Genomic DNA, 16,740 nt, shown 5'->3' on the forward strand with positions numbered 1-16,740 from the left:
ATTCTCACCCCCTACAAAATAAATCCTAGATATCCAGATTCACGACATTAAGCGCATTGGTTTCGATGAACTCGCGGCGGGGCTCCACCTGGTCCCCCATCAGGATCGTGAAGATCTCGTCCGATTCGACGATATCCTCGATCTTGACCTGGAGCAGCACGCGGTTTTCCGGGTTCATGGTCGTCTCCCAGAGCTGCTCCGGGTTCATCTCGCCCAGGCCTTTGTAACGCTGGATGGCGAGCCCCTTCTTGGCCTGTTCCAGGAAGAAGATGAGCAATTCTTCATGGTTGGCCGTCTCCAAAAGGACTTTCCCTCCCTCCTGCTGTTCAAGGAAGGCCCGGCCGTCGGCCATGGTCTCGACCACGCGGCGGTGATTCTCCACCAACAACTCGTACTCGTGGGTCGAGAGTACGGACAGCACCTGGTGGTCGATGATCGCCCGGATGTTGCCGATGCGGAAGGTGATCCGGTCCTCCTCCACCTGGTAGTCGGAACCGGGGGAGAGCGCCTTCATGGCTTCCAGGTACGGTTCCAGGCCGGAAAGCTCTTCCAGGCCGGCCGGCACATTGCTGCGAATGGCCAGGGAGAGCAGGTCGCCGGCGATCCCCTTCTTGACCACCTTGTCGAAGATGGCGCGGTTCTCCATGAGCTGTTTGATGACCGGAATGATCTGTTTCCCGATATAGGTCCGGTCCCCCTTCTCCAGGCGCAGGGTCAGGTCCTCGGCCCCTTCCTCCAGGAGGAAGTTCTGCATCGCCGCCTCGTTCTTCAGGTACATCTCCTTCTTGCCGCGTTTCACCTTGTAGAGCGGCGGCTGGGCGATGTGCAGGTGCCCGCGCTGGATCAGCTCCTGCATGTTGCGGTAGAAGAAGGTCAGAAGCAGGGTCAGGATGTGGGAGCCGTCCACGTCGGCGTCGGTCATGACGATGATGCGGTGGTAGCGGAGCTTGGCGATGTCGAAGTCGTCCTTGCCGATCCCGGTCCCCAGGGCCGTGATCAGGGTGCGGATCTCCTGGGAGGAGATCATCTTGTCGAAGCGCGCCTTCTCCACGTTGAGGATCTTCCCCTTGAGCGGCAGGATGGCCTGGAACTTCCGGTCGCGCCCCTGTTTGGCCGAACCGCCGGCGGAATCGCCCTCGACCAGGTATAGTTCGCACAGGGCCGGGTCCTTTTCCTGGCAGTCGGCCAGTTTGCCCGGCAATCCCCCCATATCCAGGGCGCCCTTGCGGCGGGTCAGATCGCGCGCCTTGCGGGCCGCCTCACGGGCCCGGGCCGCGTCGATGGACTTCTCCAGGATGCGCTTGGCGATCTGGGGGTTCTCCTCCAGAAACTGGGCCAGTTTGTCGTTCAGCAGGGTTTCCACGTACCCCTTGACCTCGGAGTTGCCCAGCTTGGTCTTGGTCTGCCCTTCGAACTGGGGCTGGGGGATCTTGACCGAGATGACGCAGGTCAGCCCCTCGCGCAGGTCGTCGCCCGAGATGGTCACCTTGGCGTTCTTGAGCAGGTTGTTGGCGGTGGCGTAGCTGTTCATGGTGCGGGTCAGGGCCGCCTTGAAGCCCGCCAGGTGGGTACCCCCCTCGTGGGTGTTGATGTTGTTGGCGAAGGTGAAGATCTTCTCGTCGTAGGAGTCGTTGTACTGCATGGAGACCTCGGTCTCCACCCCTCCCTTTTCACCCTTGATGTAGATCGGCCGCGGGTGCAGCGGGGTCTTGTTGCGGTTCAGATATTCCACGAAGGAGTTGATGCCCCCCTCGTAGTAGAATTCGTGGGACTTGTTCTCCACCCGCTCGTCGGTGATCTTGATCCTGACCCCGGCATTGAGGAAGGCCAGCTCGCGCAGGCGCTGGGAGAGAACGTCGAAGGAATATTCCGTGGTCTCGAAGATCTCTTCGTCCGGCATGAAGGTGACCTTGGTGCCCCGCTTCTTGGTCTCGCCGGTTGCCGCCAGCGGCGCCTGGGGGTCGCCCCGGCGGTAGGACTGGCGCCAGACCTTGCCGTCCCGGCGGATCTCCAGTTCCAGCCACTTGGAGAGGGCGTTGACGACGGAAACCCCGACGCCGTGCAGACCGCCCGAGACCTTGTAGGAGTCGTTGTCGAACTTGCCCCCGGCGTGCAGCACGGTGAGGACGACCTCAGCCGCCGACCTGCCTTCGGTGGGATGCATATCGGTAGGTATGCCGCGGCCGTTGTCCACCACCGTCACCGAACCGTCGGTGTTGATGGTTACGCTGACACTGTCGCAGTGGCCGGCCAGGGCCTCGTCGATGGAGTTGTCCACGATCTCGTACACCAGGTGGTGCAGACCGGCGCTGGAGGTAGAGCCGATGTACATGGCCGGGCGTTTGCGCACCGCAGCCAGGCCTTCCAGAACCTTGATATTATCCGCTCCATACTCTTCTACATCATGCGTCATGTTGTCCGATTGTTCACTCATGCGGTTCATTTCCCTCAAACGTCAGATTGCCGTCTTCCACGCGGAAGACGGCGCAGTGTGCAGCAGCGCCCAACAGGGCCGGTGATCGTTCCGTGGTGGTGATAAATACCTGGATCTCCCGCGAGCAGAGAAAATCCATCAAATTCCGGTTCCTGCGGGCATCCAGTTCCGAACTCATATCGTCCAGAAGCAAGAGCGGCGGCTCCCGGAAGATCGCCTGGAGGTTGTCGACCTCGGCCATCTTCAGCGCCAGGACGAAACTCTTCTGTTGTCCCTGGGATCCGAAACTCTTGAGCGGCCTGCCGTCCAGGCAGAGCATCAGGTCGTCCCGATGGGGTCCGGCCGTTGTCGTGCCGTACCGTTCGTCGCTCCGGGCATGCCGGGCGAACAACTCCAGCAGTTGGCCGCGAATGGCCTCCCGGTCGTTGGCCTGTATCCCTTCGGGGTGGTAGGCGATGCCCGCCGTCTCACCATCCCCGGAAATCGTGGCATAGTGCCGTTCAAGCATGCCGTTGAGCAGCGCCACGTAGCGCCGCCGCCGTTCGATGACCTCGGCCCCGGCCTCGGCCAGCTGTTCGGTCCAGGTATCCAGGCCGGTCCGGTCGGCGCCTTTCAGGAGGTGGTTGCGCTGTTTGAGAATCCGGTGGTAGCCGTGCCAACTGTGCAGGTAACCGATGTCTCCCATGTAGACGGCCCGGTCCAGGTAACGGCGTCGCGCGTCGGGCCCCAGCCTGACCATGCCGGTATCGTCGGGGGAGAAAACCACCGCGTTCAGCCTGCCGTGCAGGTCGGATGCCCGTTGAATGCCTTTGCCGTCCACCTCTACCCGGCGGCCGGCAGCCTCCAGCGTCAACCTGATCCGGTTCAGCGTGCCGGCCGAGAGGACCTCGCCCTGAATCTGCGCCATGGGCCGGTCATGCCCGATGAACTCGGGAAGGCGGGCATTCCTGAAGGATCGGGGGCTCCCCAGCAGGTAGATCGCCTCCAGCAGGTTGGTCTTGCCCTGCCCATTGAGGCCGTACAGCAGGTTGAAACCTTCGCCGGGTTGTATGCGAACTGCCCCGATATTCCGGAAACCGGCGACAGCAAGGTGTTTAAGCCGCATCCGTCTCTGTCGTCAGAGCCTCATCGGCATGATCACTGCCAAGAAGCTGTCCGAATTCTCCGGTACGATGATCGAGGGGGAGAGTTCATCCCTGAATTTCATCTCGACGCTGTCGGTTTCGGCCACGGCCAGCACGTCCAGAAGATAACGGGCATTGAACCTGACGGAGATCGGCTCGCCGGTGTAGCTTACGTCGAGATCCTCCATGGCGTCGCCCAGTTCGGGATTGCTCGAGGAGATCTTTATCCCGTCCGGGGTTATCTCCAGCATGATCCCTTTGAATTTTTCGCTGGAGAGTATGGCCATCCTGCGGACGGAGTGGGTGAAGTTCTCCCTGCTGACCGTGACGATGCGATCGTTGGCCGCGGGGATGACCCGATTATAGTCCGGAAACTCACCGTCCACCAGGCGCATGACCATGTAGGAATCGCCCCGCTTGATCACCGCGCTGTTGTCCATGAAGCCGAACAGCAGGGTGCCGCTGTCCTCCTCGGTGATCTTTTTCATCTCATACACGCCTTTTTTGGGGAGGATGACCCCCTTCAAAAGCTCGGGACCGGCGGTTCCCTTCAGCGGCCCGGTGGCGATGGACAGGCGATGGCCGTCGGTGGCAACCATTTTGAGGGAGTTTTCACCGTTGCCGTTGACCTCGACCTTGGCGAATATGCCGTTTAAGTTGTATTTGGTCTCGTCGTTACAAATGGCGTAGGAGGTCTTCTCGATCATCCCCTTCAAAAGGGCGCTCTCGATCTCGAAGAGACTTTCTTCCTTGATGTCCGGAAAATAGGGAAACTCGTCGGGAGAAAGCCCGACAATGTTGAATTGCACCTTGCCGCATTTGATCTCCACCCAGTCGTTGTCCTTTGTGGAGAAGACGATTGCCTGGTTGGGGAGTTCCTTGACGATCTCATACAGCTTCTTGGCGCCGACCGTAATCCTGCCGGGTGACGCGACCTCGGCCGGATAGGTGCTCTTCATGCCCACTTCCAGGTCGGTGGCCGTGACGTGGAGTGCGGAATCCGTCGCTTCCAAAAGGACATTTGACAGAATCGGCATGGAGGTCCGCTTTTCCACGATGCCCTGGATCTTCTGCAGCGATTTGAGGAACAGTTCCTTATCGATTGTAAATTCCATCTGTCACTCCTTACAGGAAAAGGTTTTATATAAAAGATTTTTAAACCTTTGTTGTTATTGTTGGTCCTGTTGATATCGTTAAAATTGCATAACACTCAAATTCAATGGAAGATTTTCGCTTACAGGCCTGTTGATAAGTTTCGGTCGCAGGGGCCGGTTATCAACAAGACGGATGTTATGCACATCTATCCACACGCAGTTAACAGGGTTGTTATCATTTCAGGATGCCCTGCCGTATATCGTCGACCACCTTGAAAAATTTCTGGTCGTCATGCAACGCCTTTTCGATCTTTTTGGTGGCGTAGATAACCGTTGAATGGTCCTTGCCGCCGAATTTCGAGCCGATATCGGGATAGGAGGCCTTCGTCATGTCCCGGCAGAGCCAGATCGCTATCTGACGGGCCTGGACGAGGTTCTTCTGCCGCTTTTCCGATTTCAGGTCGGCTATTTTGATACCGAACTGCTCGGCTACCGCTTTCTGGATCAACTCGATGGTGATCTCTTTGCGCCGGTCGCCGAGGATGTCCTTAAGGCTTTCCTTGGCCATCTCAAGGGTTATGGGGATATTCTGCAGGCTGCTGTAGGCGCCCAGCCTGATCAGCATCCCTTCCAGTTCGCGTATGTTCCGGGTGTCGCTGGAGGCGAGAAAATAGGTGACATCCTCGGGCAGACGGATCTTCGTCACCTCCGACTTTTTCTTGAGAATGGCGATCTTGGTCTCAAGGTCGGGCGGTTGGATGTCGGCTATCAAACCCCATTCGAAGCGGGACCGGAGCCGCTCCTCCAGGTCGGATATCTCCCGGGGGAACTTGTCGGAGGTAATGACGATCTGTTTATGGGCCTCATGGAGAGCGTTAAAGGTGTGGAAAAACTCCTCCTGGGTCCCTGTTTTGCCGGATATGAACTGGATATCGTCGATGAGGAGCACGTCCACATTCCTGAAGCGGCTTCTGAACATATCCATTTTTTTGAGGCGCAGATGATTCACCATCTCGTACATGAACTTTTCGGCCGAGCAGTAGCAGACGTTCAAAGCGGGCGATGCGCTGCGGATGGTATGCCCGATGGCGTTCAGCAGGTGGCTTTTGCCGAGGCCGACGCCACCGTAGATGAAGAGCGGGTTATAGGTATCGGCCGGATTGTTGGCCACCGCCATGGCGGCTGCGTGGGCAAAGTGGTTGCCGGTTCCGCTGACAAACAGATCGAAGGTATATTTGGGGTTTAAATGGGTGAAGGTCGAATCGACCTGGGCGTTCTTGGCCTGTTCGGACTCTTCCTGATGCCCCTTGATGATGAGATCTTCCGGCAAGACGGTTTCGGATTCGCTGTTTTGATCCCTGACGACAAAGGAGAGGGACAGGTTATGCCCCGAAGTGACCGATAACGCGCCAAGGATGACCTTCTGATAATTCTCTTCCAGCCAATCCTTGAAAAAGGAGGTCGGAACGGAAAGATAGACGGTAGTGCCCTCGACATGGCTGTAATTTACCGGTTTGATCCAGGTGGCAAAATCTCGCTCGGAAAGGACTTTTTCCAGGTTTTCGGCGGCTTGTTGCCAGGCTACGTGCATTTTCACATCACATTCTCATTATCAGGGGGAGTGGAGGCAGTGGGGTTATCCACAGTGGTCGGATATGACTAATTACCAATGGTATGAACCGTTTTTACTTCGCTGCCCCTTATGGAATATCAACAGTTATCAACATAATTTTCAACACCTGTTGATAACTTTAACTGTAATAAAATCGAATACTTAAACATACTTTACTGAATATTCAGGGTTTTTTCGGGCTAGGGCAGATTAACAGAGGCCGCACCATTTTTCAAGGCAAATCACCTCTGGGTGCGCATTCCGGGTCAGTAATAATTATCTTGACAATTTCAAGACGATATGATTAAAAACCCATTTCCTGATAAATATTTTAGAGGAGTGATAATATGAAAAGAACCTTTCAACCCAGCAACATCTCGCGCAAGCGCACCCACGGCTTTCTGGTCCGCATGGCCACCAAGAACGGACGTCTCGTCATCAAGCGCAGAAGGGCCAAAGGCCGTAAAAGACTGTCCGTCGGCATTGCAACCAAGTAGCCGATTTGTGGGAGAGCGGGGCGCCGATGCGTTTCCCAAGTCGGTACGGCTGCGGAAACGTTTCGAATTCCTCAGGCTTCTGAACTCTCCCCACAAGTTTGCCACCAGGGGTTTCCTTGTCGTATGGCTGGAGAACGGTGGAACCCAGGCACGCCTGGGGGCCACGGTCAGTAAAAAGGTCGGTTGCGCCGTGATTCGCAACAGGGTCAAACGCTATATCAGAGAGTCGTTCAGGCAGATGCGGTTTCCGTTACCGGGGGTCGACATCAACGTAGTGGCACGGCGCGACGCCGCGGCACTGGATTTCAGCGCCGTTCAGCGCGAACTTGAAAAGGCCTTCAGGCATATCGGCACATCCCCATGCTCAAGCGCATTGCGCTCATCGTAATCAGGTTGTACCAGAAGCTGCTGTCGCCACTTCTTCCGCAGACCTGCCGGTTTTATCCCTCCTGTTCCGAGTATTCCCGCGAATCAATTGTACGGCATGGAGTTGCCAGGGGAGTTTGGCTTACCCTTATCAGGCTCTGCAAATGCCATCCCTTTCATCCGGGTGGATTTGATCCGGTACCTTAACTAAAGAGCACAACTGGAGCTTTTATGGAAAAGCGCGCATTTCTGGCAGTCATTCTCTCGATAGCGGTTTTCTACGCATTTTCCATGGTCTTTGGACCGGGAAAGAAACCGCTTCCGCAAAAAACCGCTCAGGAAGCGGTCTCTGCCTCCGCGGCGACAACCCCCGCCCCTGAGCCGGCGGTGCCGCCGGCCGCCGCCGCCAATGGTGCCGCCGTTCAGACGAGCCAGGCCGGCGCGCGGGACGTTACCGTGGATACGGACCTCTACACCGCGGTGTTTTCTTCCCGCGGCGGGAGCCTCAAAACCCTGACCCTGAAAAAATACCGGGAGGAGAATACCCCCACGGCCAGCCAGGTCGTACTCGGCATCCACTCCGATCCCTCCCTTCTCAACTTCTCGACCAGGGCTACCGGGATCAACCTCCCGGACGGCACCGTCTTCCAGCCGGACGCCGACAAGATTACGCTGTCCTCCGGCGAGAGCCGGCAATTGACGTTCAACTACGTATCGGGCCAGGGCTTTACGGTGCGCAAGGTCTACACCTTCGCCGAAGGCTCCTACGGCATCAAGCTGGATACCCAGGTATTCAACAATTCCGCTGCTCCTTTGGTGGGAGCCATCCAGCAGGTCATGACCTATACCGCCGAACACAAGGTCAAGAACAGCCGTCTCGACGTGTCCGGGTCCTACATCTACACCGACAACAGCCTCAAGTCCGACAAGACCAAGGATGTGGCCTCCGCATCGAAAAAATACGACCGGAACATCCTCTGGTCCGGCTTTGCCGACAAATACTTCCTGAGCGCCATTCTGGCCGAGAAGGGGAGCATCTCCTCCGTCGAGGTGAAAAAGAACGCCGCCGGGTTCCTGGAAGCGATCGTCACCGCCCCCCAGTTCACCATCAATCCGGGGCATGCGGCCACGGTGTCGCAGCGCCTGTTCGTCGGCCCCAAGGACCTCGACATCCTCAAGGCCCAGGGCGATTCGCTGGAACAGTCCCTTGACCTGGGCTGGTTTACGGTCATAGCCAAGCCGTTGCTCTATACCCTCAAATTCTTCCATCGCTATGTGGGCAACTACGGTATCGCCATCATCATCATCACCGTTATCCTCAAGGCGATCTTCTTCCCGCTGACCCACAAGAGCTACAAGTCCATGAAGGGGATGCAGAAGATCCAGCCGGAGATGAACAAGATCCGCGAGAAGTACAAAAACGACCGCGACGGCATGAACAAGGCGGTCATGGAACTGTACCGCGAGCACAAGGTCAACCCGCTGGGGGGCTGCCTGCCCATGGTCGTACAGATCCCGGTGTTCTTCGCCCTCTACAGGGCGCTCATGTCTTCCATCGAACTGCGCCACGCGCCGTTCTTCTTCTGGATCACCGACCTGTCCGACAAGGACCCCTACTACATCACCCCGGTCATCATGGGGATCACCATGTTCGTGCAGCAGAAGATGACCCCCTCCCAGATGGACCCGATGCAGCAGAAGATGATGCTGGCCCTGCCGGTGGTGTTCACCTTCATGTTCCTGAGCTTCCCTTCCGGCCTGGTCCTGTACTGGCTGGTGAACAATATCCTGACCATCGGCCAGCAGATGTACATCAACAAGCTGGTCAAGGATTGACGAACGCCGGCCGTTGCGGCACAATCAAAGCGCCCCTGCACAGGCAAGGGGCGCTTTTTGCTTTAGAGGTTAAAAAGCTCAGGTTGTTCAAAAATAGTCAGATCGTCGCACCCGCAGAAAGCCCTGAGGAGGCGTAGCAGCGCTACGCCGCACGAAAGGGCTTTCGAGGATGGCGGCGAGATGGCTGTTTTTCAACAACCTCTTAGGGACACAGTCTAATGGACTACATCGCCGACCTTCATATCCATTCCCCCTACTCACGGGCCACCAGCCCGGAGAGTAATCCGGCCGGCCTGGCCGGCTGGGCGCGGGTCAAGGGGATCCAGGTGGTCGGCACCGGCGACTTCACTCACCCCGGCTGGTTCCGCCGCCTCAAGGACGAGTTGGAGCCGGCCGAACCGGGGTTGTTCCGGCTGAAGAATGAGGCCGCCATCCCCTCGCCGCTGCCGGGGGCAACGCCCCTTGCCGGGCCGGTGCGGTTTCTCCTCTCGGCCGAGATCAGCAGTATCTACAAACGCCACGGCGTGGTGCGCAAGGTCCACAACCTGCTCTACGTGCCGGACTTTGCCTCTGCCGAGCGGCTGAACGCCAAACTGGCCGGCATCGGCAACATCGAGTCCGACGGCCGCCCCATCCTGGGGCTGGACAGCCGAAACCTGCTGGAGATCCTGCTGGAAGAGGCTCCCGAAGGGTTCCTGGTTCCGGCCCATATCTGGACCCCCTGGTTCTCCCTGTTCGGTTCGAAATCGGGCTTCGACGCCATCGAGGAGTGTTTCGACGACCTGACGCCCCACGTCTTTGCCCTGGAGACCGGACTTTCCTCCGACCCGGACATGAACCGGCTCATCTCCGGCCTGGACCGTTTCGCCCTGATCTCCAACTCGGACTGCCACTCCCCCTCCAAGTTGGGGCGCGAGGCCAACCTCCTGGCCACCGACCTGGATTTTTTCGCCCTGCGGGACGCCATCAAGGGGAATCGGCGGGATACCTTCCGGGGCACGGTGGAATTCTTCCCCGAAGAGGGTAAGTACCATGCCGACGGCCACCGGGCCTGCCATGTCTGCCTCGATCCCGTGGAGAGCCGCAGGCTGGGGCTGCGCTGCCCCGTCTGCGGCAGACCCCTGACCATCGGTGTCTATCACCGGGTGATGGAACTGGCCGACCGGGAGAAGCCGCTCTACCGCGAGGACGCGCCCAGCGTGTTCAGCCTCATCCCCTTGCCCGAGGTGCTGGGAGAGATCGTCGGGGCGGGACCGGCCTCCAAGGGGGTCATGGAACAGTACGCCCGCACCATCGGGCGGTTCGGTTCGGAATTCAACCTGTTGCTGCACGCCCCTCTGGAGGAGATCCGCGAGGCTTCGCCGATCCTGGGAGAGGCCGTGGAACGCATGCGCGCCGGCCGGGTCATCCGCAAACCCGGTTTCGACGGCGAGTACGGCGTGATCAGGGTCTTCGAGGAAGGCGAGGCGGAACGCCTGGCCGGTCAGGGAAGCCTGTTCGGCGATGGGCCGGCGCCGCGACGCCGGAGAAAGAAGACGGAGGCCGTGGCGCTGCCTGCCCTGGAGACGGACGCGACGCCTGTCCCTGTCCCCCCGGCGGAATCGTCCGGTCCCAACCCGGAGCAGGCGGCGGCCATCGCCTCCACGAGCCGTCATACCCTGGTTGCCGCCGGGCCGGGGACCGGTAAAACCACGGCCCTGATAGGACGGGTGGCGACCCTGCTGGCGGCGGGGAACGACCCGGCCCGCATGGCGGCCATCACCTTTACCGCCAAGGCGGCCGAGGAGGTGCGCGAGCGCCTGCTGAGGGATGTCGGGCCGGCCGGCATGGGGGTGTTCGTGGGCACCTTCCACCGGTTTTGTCTCGATTGGCTCCGTCGCGAAACACCCGGTCTGGCGGTGGTCGGCCCGGAGGACCGGGAGCGTCTGTTCAAGCGCCTCTTCCCGGAACTGGGCGTGACGGAGCGGAAGCGCCTGGGTGACGAGGTGGCCGATCATTTCATCCAACCGGACGATGAGGTTTCCGAGCCGGTTCAACGCTATCTCGACGAACTGGACCGCCTCGTCGCCCTCGATCTGGATGCCGTCATTCCGGCCTTTGTCCAGCGGCTGGGCCGGGAGCCCGGCCTGCGCAGCCGTTTCTGCGACAGCGTCGGGCACCTCTTCGTTGATGAGTTCCAGGACCTGAACGAAAGTCAATTCGAGCTGGTGGCCATCCTGGCCGACCGGGCCCGGATCTTTGCCATCGGCGATCCCGACCAGGCCATCTACGGCTTCCGGGGAAGCGACCTGGAGTTCTTCTTCCGCTTCGGCGGGATGCCGGGTGTCGAGCGGTTATCCCTCACCGGCAACTACCGCTGCCCCGCTTCGGTCGTTGCAGCGGCGACGGCGGTCATCGCCCACAACGACAGGCGCAGCGGACTGCCGCTGGCCGCCGTTTCCGGGCGGCGGGGCGGCATTGAGCTGCATACCGCGCCGACCGGGGCGGCCGAGGCCGAATTCATCGTGCGCCGTATCGAGGAGTTGATGGGGGGCATCGAACACTTTTCCCTCCATTCCGGTCGGGGCGGGGACGGCGAAACAGGACGGGGATTGGGGTTCGGCGACCTGGCTGTGCTCTTCCGGCTCGGCAGGCAGGCCGAGGAGGTTGCCGCCGCCCTGGAACGGCGCGGCATACCGTACCAGCAGGTCGGGGTCACGCCCTTTTACCTTGCCCCGGAGATACGGGCGGCCTATTATTGGGTGCAGGCGGCCGCCGGGTCGGAGACCATAGCCGATTGGCTTCAGCTTGCAAGCGCCCTTCCGGGGATCGGGGCGGCCGGTATCGGGCGGATGGAGGCGGCACTCCCCCTGACGGGCGATTTCTTCGCCTCCCTTTCCGGCCGGGAGTTGCCCCAGGGGTTGCGCGGCGCTCTCCTTGACCTGGAGCGGTCCCTGGGCCGGTTTCGTGCCGCCGCCTGCAGCGGCCTGGCCGCGGCGCTGCTCGACGTGCTGCCGTACCTGTCCGTGGACCCGGCTCAGACCGTCACGGGGAGATTCCTGGATCTGGCCGGCAGCTTCGGCGGCGACCTGAAGGGGTTCGGCAGCCACCTGCGTCGCTATGCCGAGGCCACGGTCTACGACGAACGGGCCGAGGCCGTCGCCCTCATGACCCTGCATGCCGCCAAGGGACTGGAGTTCCCGGTTGTATTCCTGGCGGGCGCGGAGGAAGGCCTGCTTCCCTGTTCTCTCTGGCGGGATGTGGATGTCGAGGAGGAGCGCCGGCTGTTCTACGTCGGCCTTACCCGCGCCAGGGAGCGGGTGATTGTGACCTCCGCCGTCAACAGGCCGTGGGTTGGGGCATCCCCCCGTCAACGCTCCCGGTTTGTCGCCGAGATCCCGCGACCGTTGCTGACGGATGCGCCCGCAGGTCCGGCCAGGAAAACGAAGGGTGCGCAGGACCCGGGACAGATGGACCTGTTTTGACGCCCCGGACGGAACGAGGAAACAGCCATGTATATTGAGGACACCATCGCAGCCATCAGCACCCCCCAGGGCGAGGGGGGTATCGGCATCGTGCGCATCAGCGGCGGCAGTGCCGAGGCAATCGGCCTGCGGCTCTTCCGTTTCCGCACGGGCGGCGCCTTTACCGATCATTTTCTGCACTACGGCACGGTGGTGGCGCCGGATGACGGCAGCGTGCTGGACGAGGCCATGGCGGTCCTGATGCGGGCGCCCCGTTCCTATACCCGCGAGGACGTGCTGGAACTGCACTGCCATGGCGGCATGCTGGTGGTGGAGCGCGTTCTGGCCAAGGTCCTGGACTGCGGTGCGCGTCTGGCCGAACCGGGCGAATTCACCCGCCGGGCCTTCATCAACGGCAGGATCGACCTGGTGCAGGCCGAGGCGGTCATGGATGTGATCGCCGCCAAGACCGATGCGTCCCTGGCCCTTGCCCAGCGGCAGCGTACCGGCGCGCTCTCCGCCAGGATCGAAGCCATCCGCCAGGGGTTGACGAGGAGCCTTGCCTTTATCGAGGCCTCCATAGATTTCCCCGAAGACGACATCGGGGAGACCGACACGCTGGCCCTGCGGTCGGGCGTTGCCGATGCCCTGGAGGAACTCGGCAGGTTGCTGGCCGGTTTCGACGAAGGGCGCATCCTGAGGGACGGGATTTCCGTATTGATCGTCGGCAAGCCCAATGCCGGGAAATCCAGTCTGCTCAACCGCCTGCTCAAGGAAAACCGCGCCATTGTCACCCATATACCCGGCACGACCCGCGACATCATCGAGGAAACCGTCAACATGGGGGGGCTGGCGGTCCGCCTGCTGGACACGGCCGGTATCCGCCACACGGATGACGTTGTGGAGCGCGAAGGGATCAGCCGCGCCCTGGACAAGATCCCCCAGGCCGATCTGGTGCTGTTCGTGCTCGATTCGTCACGGCCGTTCACGGATGAGGATCGACTGATCCTGGACGCCGTGACGGGGAAAACGGCCATAGCGGTGTTGAACAAGAGCGACCTTCCGCCGGTTCTGGAACTGCCCCCCGAGTTGGCGGCGCTGCCCCGCGTCGCCCTGTCCGCCGGCACCGGTGCCGGCATCGACGGACTTCGGGAGGTGATCCGCACCACCTTTCTGCACGGGGCGGCCCTGGACAGTCGCGAATTCGTGGCCATCTCCCGTGCCCGTCATCGCGACGCCCTGGCCTCGGCCCATTCGATCCTCCGGCTGTTTCTTGCGGGCCTGGGCGAGGGTCGGGAGTTGGAAACCCTGGCCATCGACCTGCGCGACGCCCTGGCTGCCGTGGGTCAGGTCACCGGGGAAACCACCACGGACGATGTCCTGGACGTGGTCTTCTCGTCATTCTGTATCGGAAAATGATGCCCATGTTTCACGTGAAACATGCCTCCGCCCCGTCTTCACGGCATCTTTGCCCCGGCCTCACTTGCAAAATCCTCGACGTAGCGCTGCTACGCCTGCGGTTTTGCTCAATCGGCCAAGCCAAATCTGCCGTGAATACGGGCGGGGCCCTCGCGAGTGGGCTGTTATGACACCAAGGTCCGCGGGCCCGGCTCTTCCGGACACGAAGTTGCCGTCGTCGCGGATTCAAGCTGATGCTCATGTTTCACGTGAAACATGGGGAGGATATTGATGCACTGCTATGAAACCATATACGATGTGATTGTGGTGGGGGCCGGCCATGCCGGTTGCGAGGCGGCCCTGGCCGCTGCCCGCATGGGCTGCTCCACGCTGCTCCTGACCATCAACCTCGATGCGGTTGCGCTCATGTCCTGCAATCCGGCCATCGGCGGCCTTGCCAAGGGGCACTTGGTCAAGGAGATCGACGCCCTGGGTGGCGAGATGGCCAGGAACATCGACGCCACCGGCATCCAGTTCCGCATCCTCAACACCCGCAAGGGACCCGCGGTGCGCGCCTCCCGCGCCCAGGCGGACAAACAGCTCTACCGGCTGCGCATGAAGCGGGTTTTGGAGCAGCAGGACGACCTGTACCTCAAGCAGGGGGAGGTGACGGGGCTCTACCTGGAGGGTGAGGAACTGCGGGGTGTGGATACCCGCTCCGGCATCCGCTTTCTCGGCAAAACGGTCATTTTGACCACCGGCACCTTCATGCGGGGCCTGATCCACATCGGCCTGACCAATTATCCGGGCGGCAGGGCCGGGGATCTCCCCTCGGTGGGCCTTTCCGAGCAACTCGGCCGGCTCGGTTTCCAGGTGGGGCGGCTCAAGACCGGCACACCGGCGCGCCTCGACGGCCGGACCATCGACTTCTCCCGGTTGGAACCCCAGTACGGGGACGACCCGCCGGTGCCGTTCTCCTTCTCAACCGAATGTATCACCATGCCGCAGGTGCCGTGCCACATCGCCTATACCAACCCGCGTTCCCATGAGATCATCCGTTCCGGCCTGGACCGCTCGCCGCTCTACGCCGGGGTTATCGAGGGCATCGGTCCGCGCTACTGCCCCTCCATCGAGGATAAGGTGGTGCGTTTTCCCGACAAGGACCGGCACCAGACCTTTATCGAGCCCGAAGGATTGGAAACGGTGGAGGTCTATCCCAGCGGCATGTCCACCTCGCTGCCCATCGACATCCAGATACCGTTTTATCGCTCCATCGAGGGGCTGGAACGGGTGGAGATCATGCGCCCGGCCTATGCCATCGAATACGATTACGTGGACCCGATCCAGTTGCGCGCCTCCCTGGAGACCAAGCTGATCCGCAATCTCTATCACGCCGGCCAGATCAACGGCACCTCCGGCTACGAGGAGGCCGCCGGCCAGGGGTTGATGGCCGGTATCAACGCCGCCCTGAGGGTCAAGGGGAAAGAGCCCTTGGTGCTGGGGCGCAGTGAGGCCTACATCGGGGTGATGATCGACGACCTGGTCACCCTGGGCACCAGGGAACCGTACCGTATGTTCACCTCCCGGGCCGAGTACCGTCTGCTCCTGCGTGAGGACAACGCCGATATGCGCCTGCGCGAAAAGGGCCATAGCGTCGGCTTGGTTCGAGAGGAGGTCTTCGGGCAATTCCTGCGGAAGCGGGAGATGATTGCCGCAGAATACGAGCGGATCTGTTCCGGCCGGTTGACCATGAATGACCGGGAGCAGGAGTTCCTTTCCCGGCATGACCTTGGGGATATCCAGAAAGGGACCTCCCTGGAACAATTGCTCAGGCGTCCCGAGATCACCTATGGGGAGCTGGCGGAATTCGACGACGTTTCACGTGAAACGTCTCCCGAGGTGCGCGAGCAGGTGGAGATCCAGGTCAAATACCGCGGCTATATCGAACGGCAGCTTGACCAGGTGGAACGGGCGCGCAAACTGGAAGGCACCCGGTTACCCGAGGATCTGGATTATTCTTCCATCAACGGGCTCACGACCGAGGTGCGTGAAAAGCTGGCGAAGAACCGGCCCGACACCCTGGGGCAGGCCTCGCGCATTCCCGGCGTCACGCCCGCCGCCATCTCGGTGCTGTCCATTGCCCTGAAGGCCAAGGGCGGGAAACAGGGCGGCAGGGAAGCCGGGCCGGAGGCGCTGTGATCCGTCGCGCGCTTGAACAGGGGGCGAAGGAGATGGGCCTGGAGATCTCGGAGGAGAATATCCTGGCTTTCGAACTCTTCGCCGATCAACTCAAAAAGTGGAATCGCAAGATCAATCTCACCGCCATCATCTCCGATGAAGAGATTGCGGTGAAGCACATTCTCGATGCCCTGGTATTTGCCGGCTGCGTGCGCGATGGCGAGAAGGTGCTGGATATGGGCTCCGGGGCAGGGGTGCCGGCCATCCCCTTGAAGATCGTCAAACCCTCGGTTCCGGTCACCTCCGTGGATGCGGTCGGAAAAAAGATCCTCTTCCAGCGCCATGTGGCCCGCCTCCTGAAATTCGTCGGCTTCGAGGCTATCCACGCCCGGGTGGAGGAGTTGTGCCGTACCCATGGTCACGGCTTCGATCTGATCACCTCGCGGGCCTTTTCGCGCCTGGAGCAATTTGTCGGTTTTGCCGCGCCGCTGTTGGCGGAGGGGGGGCGGCTGGTCGCCATGAAGGGTCCGGGCGCCGCCGATGAAATCCAAGCGGATGAAGAGCGTCTTGCCGCCCTGGGGTTTGAAATCGTGTCGGTCACGCCCTATCGGTTGCCGTTCAACAAGGGCGAACGTAACCTGATAGGGGTTACAGCCCGCAAAGCCGCTTGAAATGGGCATTTGGGGGCCGAAATTCCAAAAATCGCCGCTGACGCCGTTTCCGGGGCGCGTTCAGGTGCAGGGTTGCCTCGGCGGCCC

The 16,740-nt window shown here is 60.8% G+C and carries 12 protein-coding genes; 8 read left to right on the forward strand and 4 right to left on the reverse strand.

The annotated features are described in order from the left end of the window. Positions 1-25: 25 nt before the first annotated feature. The 4 genes from gyrB to dnaA form a co-directional block, all read right to left on the reverse strand. Positions 26-2,434 carry a DNA topoisomerase (ATP-hydrolyzing) subunit B gene (gene gyrB / locus LDN12_RS00180; protein WP_274382175.1) on the reverse strand — a complete coding sequence of 803 codons (2,409 nt, stop codon included), beginning with the start codon at positions 2,432-2,434 and terminating at the stop codon, positions 26-28. After that, a complete protein-coding gene (gene recF, locus LDN12_RS00185) occupies positions 2,427-3,539 on the reverse strand; it encodes a DNA replication/repair protein RecF (protein ID WP_223920513.1) in 1,113 nt (370 codons plus the stop codon). The genes gyrB and recF overlap by 8 nt, the downstream gene beginning before the upstream one ends. 12 nt (positions 3,540-3,551) lie before the next feature. Then, positions 3,552-4,673, reverse strand: coding sequence for a DNA polymerase III subunit beta (dnaN, locus tag LDN12_RS00190; RefSeq protein ID WP_223920514.1), 1,122 nt, complete (start codon positions 4,671-4,673; stop codon positions 3,552-3,554). 214 nt (positions 4,674-4,887) lie between these two features. Continuing rightward, the gene (gene dnaA / locus LDN12_RS00195) at positions 4,888-6,243 is read right to left on the reverse strand and encodes a chromosomal replication initiator protein DnaA (RefSeq protein WP_223923994.1); all 1,356 of its coding nucleotides are present in this window, start codon (positions 6,241-6,243) and stop codon (positions 4,888-4,890) included. Between the two features lie 368 nt (positions 6,244-6,611). Between dnaA and rpmH the strand changes: the two genes are divergently transcribed. The 8 genes from rpmH to rsmG all read left to right on the forward strand — a co-directional run bounded on the left by rpmH (position 6,612) and on the right by rsmG (position 16,653). Further along, a complete protein-coding gene (gene rpmH, locus LDN12_RS00200; RefSeq protein WP_223920515.1) occupies positions 6,612-6,761 on the forward strand; it encodes a 50S ribosomal protein L34 in 150 nt (49 codons plus the stop codon). Positions 6,762-6,768: 7 nt separating this feature from the next. Further along, positions 6,769-7,149 (forward strand): ribonuclease P protein component, encoded by a 381-nt coding sequence (gene rnpA, locus LDN12_RS00205; protein WP_223920516.1) that lies wholly within the window; start codon positions 6,769-6,771, stop codon positions 7,147-7,149. Next, complete coding sequence (gene yidD, locus LDN12_RS00210) at positions 7,122-7,334, forward strand: membrane protein insertion efficiency factor YidD (protein ID WP_223920517.1); 213 nt, start codon at positions 7,122-7,124, stop codon at positions 7,332-7,334. Before rnpA ends, yidD begins: the two co-directional genes overlap by 28 nt. A gap of 24 nt (positions 7,335-7,358) precedes the next feature. Further along, complete coding sequence (gene yidC, locus LDN12_RS00215) at positions 7,359-8,963, forward strand: membrane protein insertase YidC (RefSeq protein WP_223920518.1); 1,605 nt, start codon at positions 7,359-7,361, stop codon at positions 8,961-8,963. 218 nt (positions 8,964-9,181) lie between these two features. Beyond that, positions 9,182-12,427, forward strand: coding sequence for a UvrD-helicase domain-containing protein (locus tag LDN12_RS00220; protein WP_223920519.1), 3,246 nt, complete (start codon positions 9,182-9,184; stop codon positions 12,425-12,427). Between the two features lie 27 nt (positions 12,428-12,454). Beyond that, positions 12,455-13,825 carry a tRNA uridine-5-carboxymethylaminomethyl(34) synthesis GTPase MnmE gene (gene mnmE / locus LDN12_RS00225; protein WP_223920520.1) on the forward strand — a complete coding sequence of 457 codons (1,371 nt, stop codon included), beginning with the start codon at positions 12,455-12,457 and terminating at the stop codon, positions 13,823-13,825. Positions 13,826-14,095: 270 nt separating this feature from the next. Beyond that, a complete protein-coding gene (mnmG, locus tag LDN12_RS00230) occupies positions 14,096-16,003 on the forward strand; it encodes a tRNA uridine-5-carboxymethylaminomethyl(34) synthesis enzyme MnmG (protein ID WP_223920521.1) in 1,908 nt (635 codons plus the stop codon). Next, positions 16,000-16,653 (forward strand): 16S rRNA (guanine(527)-N(7))-methyltransferase RsmG, encoded by a 654-nt coding sequence (gene rsmG / locus LDN12_RS00235; protein WP_374045022.1) that lies wholly within the window; start codon positions 16,000-16,002, stop codon positions 16,651-16,653. Before mnmG ends, rsmG begins: the two co-directional genes overlap by 4 nt. The last annotated feature ends 87 nt before the right edge of the window (positions 16,654-16,740 follow it).

Origin of the sequence: Geobacter sp. AOG2 (assembly GCF_019972295.1) — a bacterium.
Lineage (GTDB): Bacteria > Desulfobacterota > Desulfuromonadia > Geobacterales > Pseudopelobacteraceae > Oryzomonas.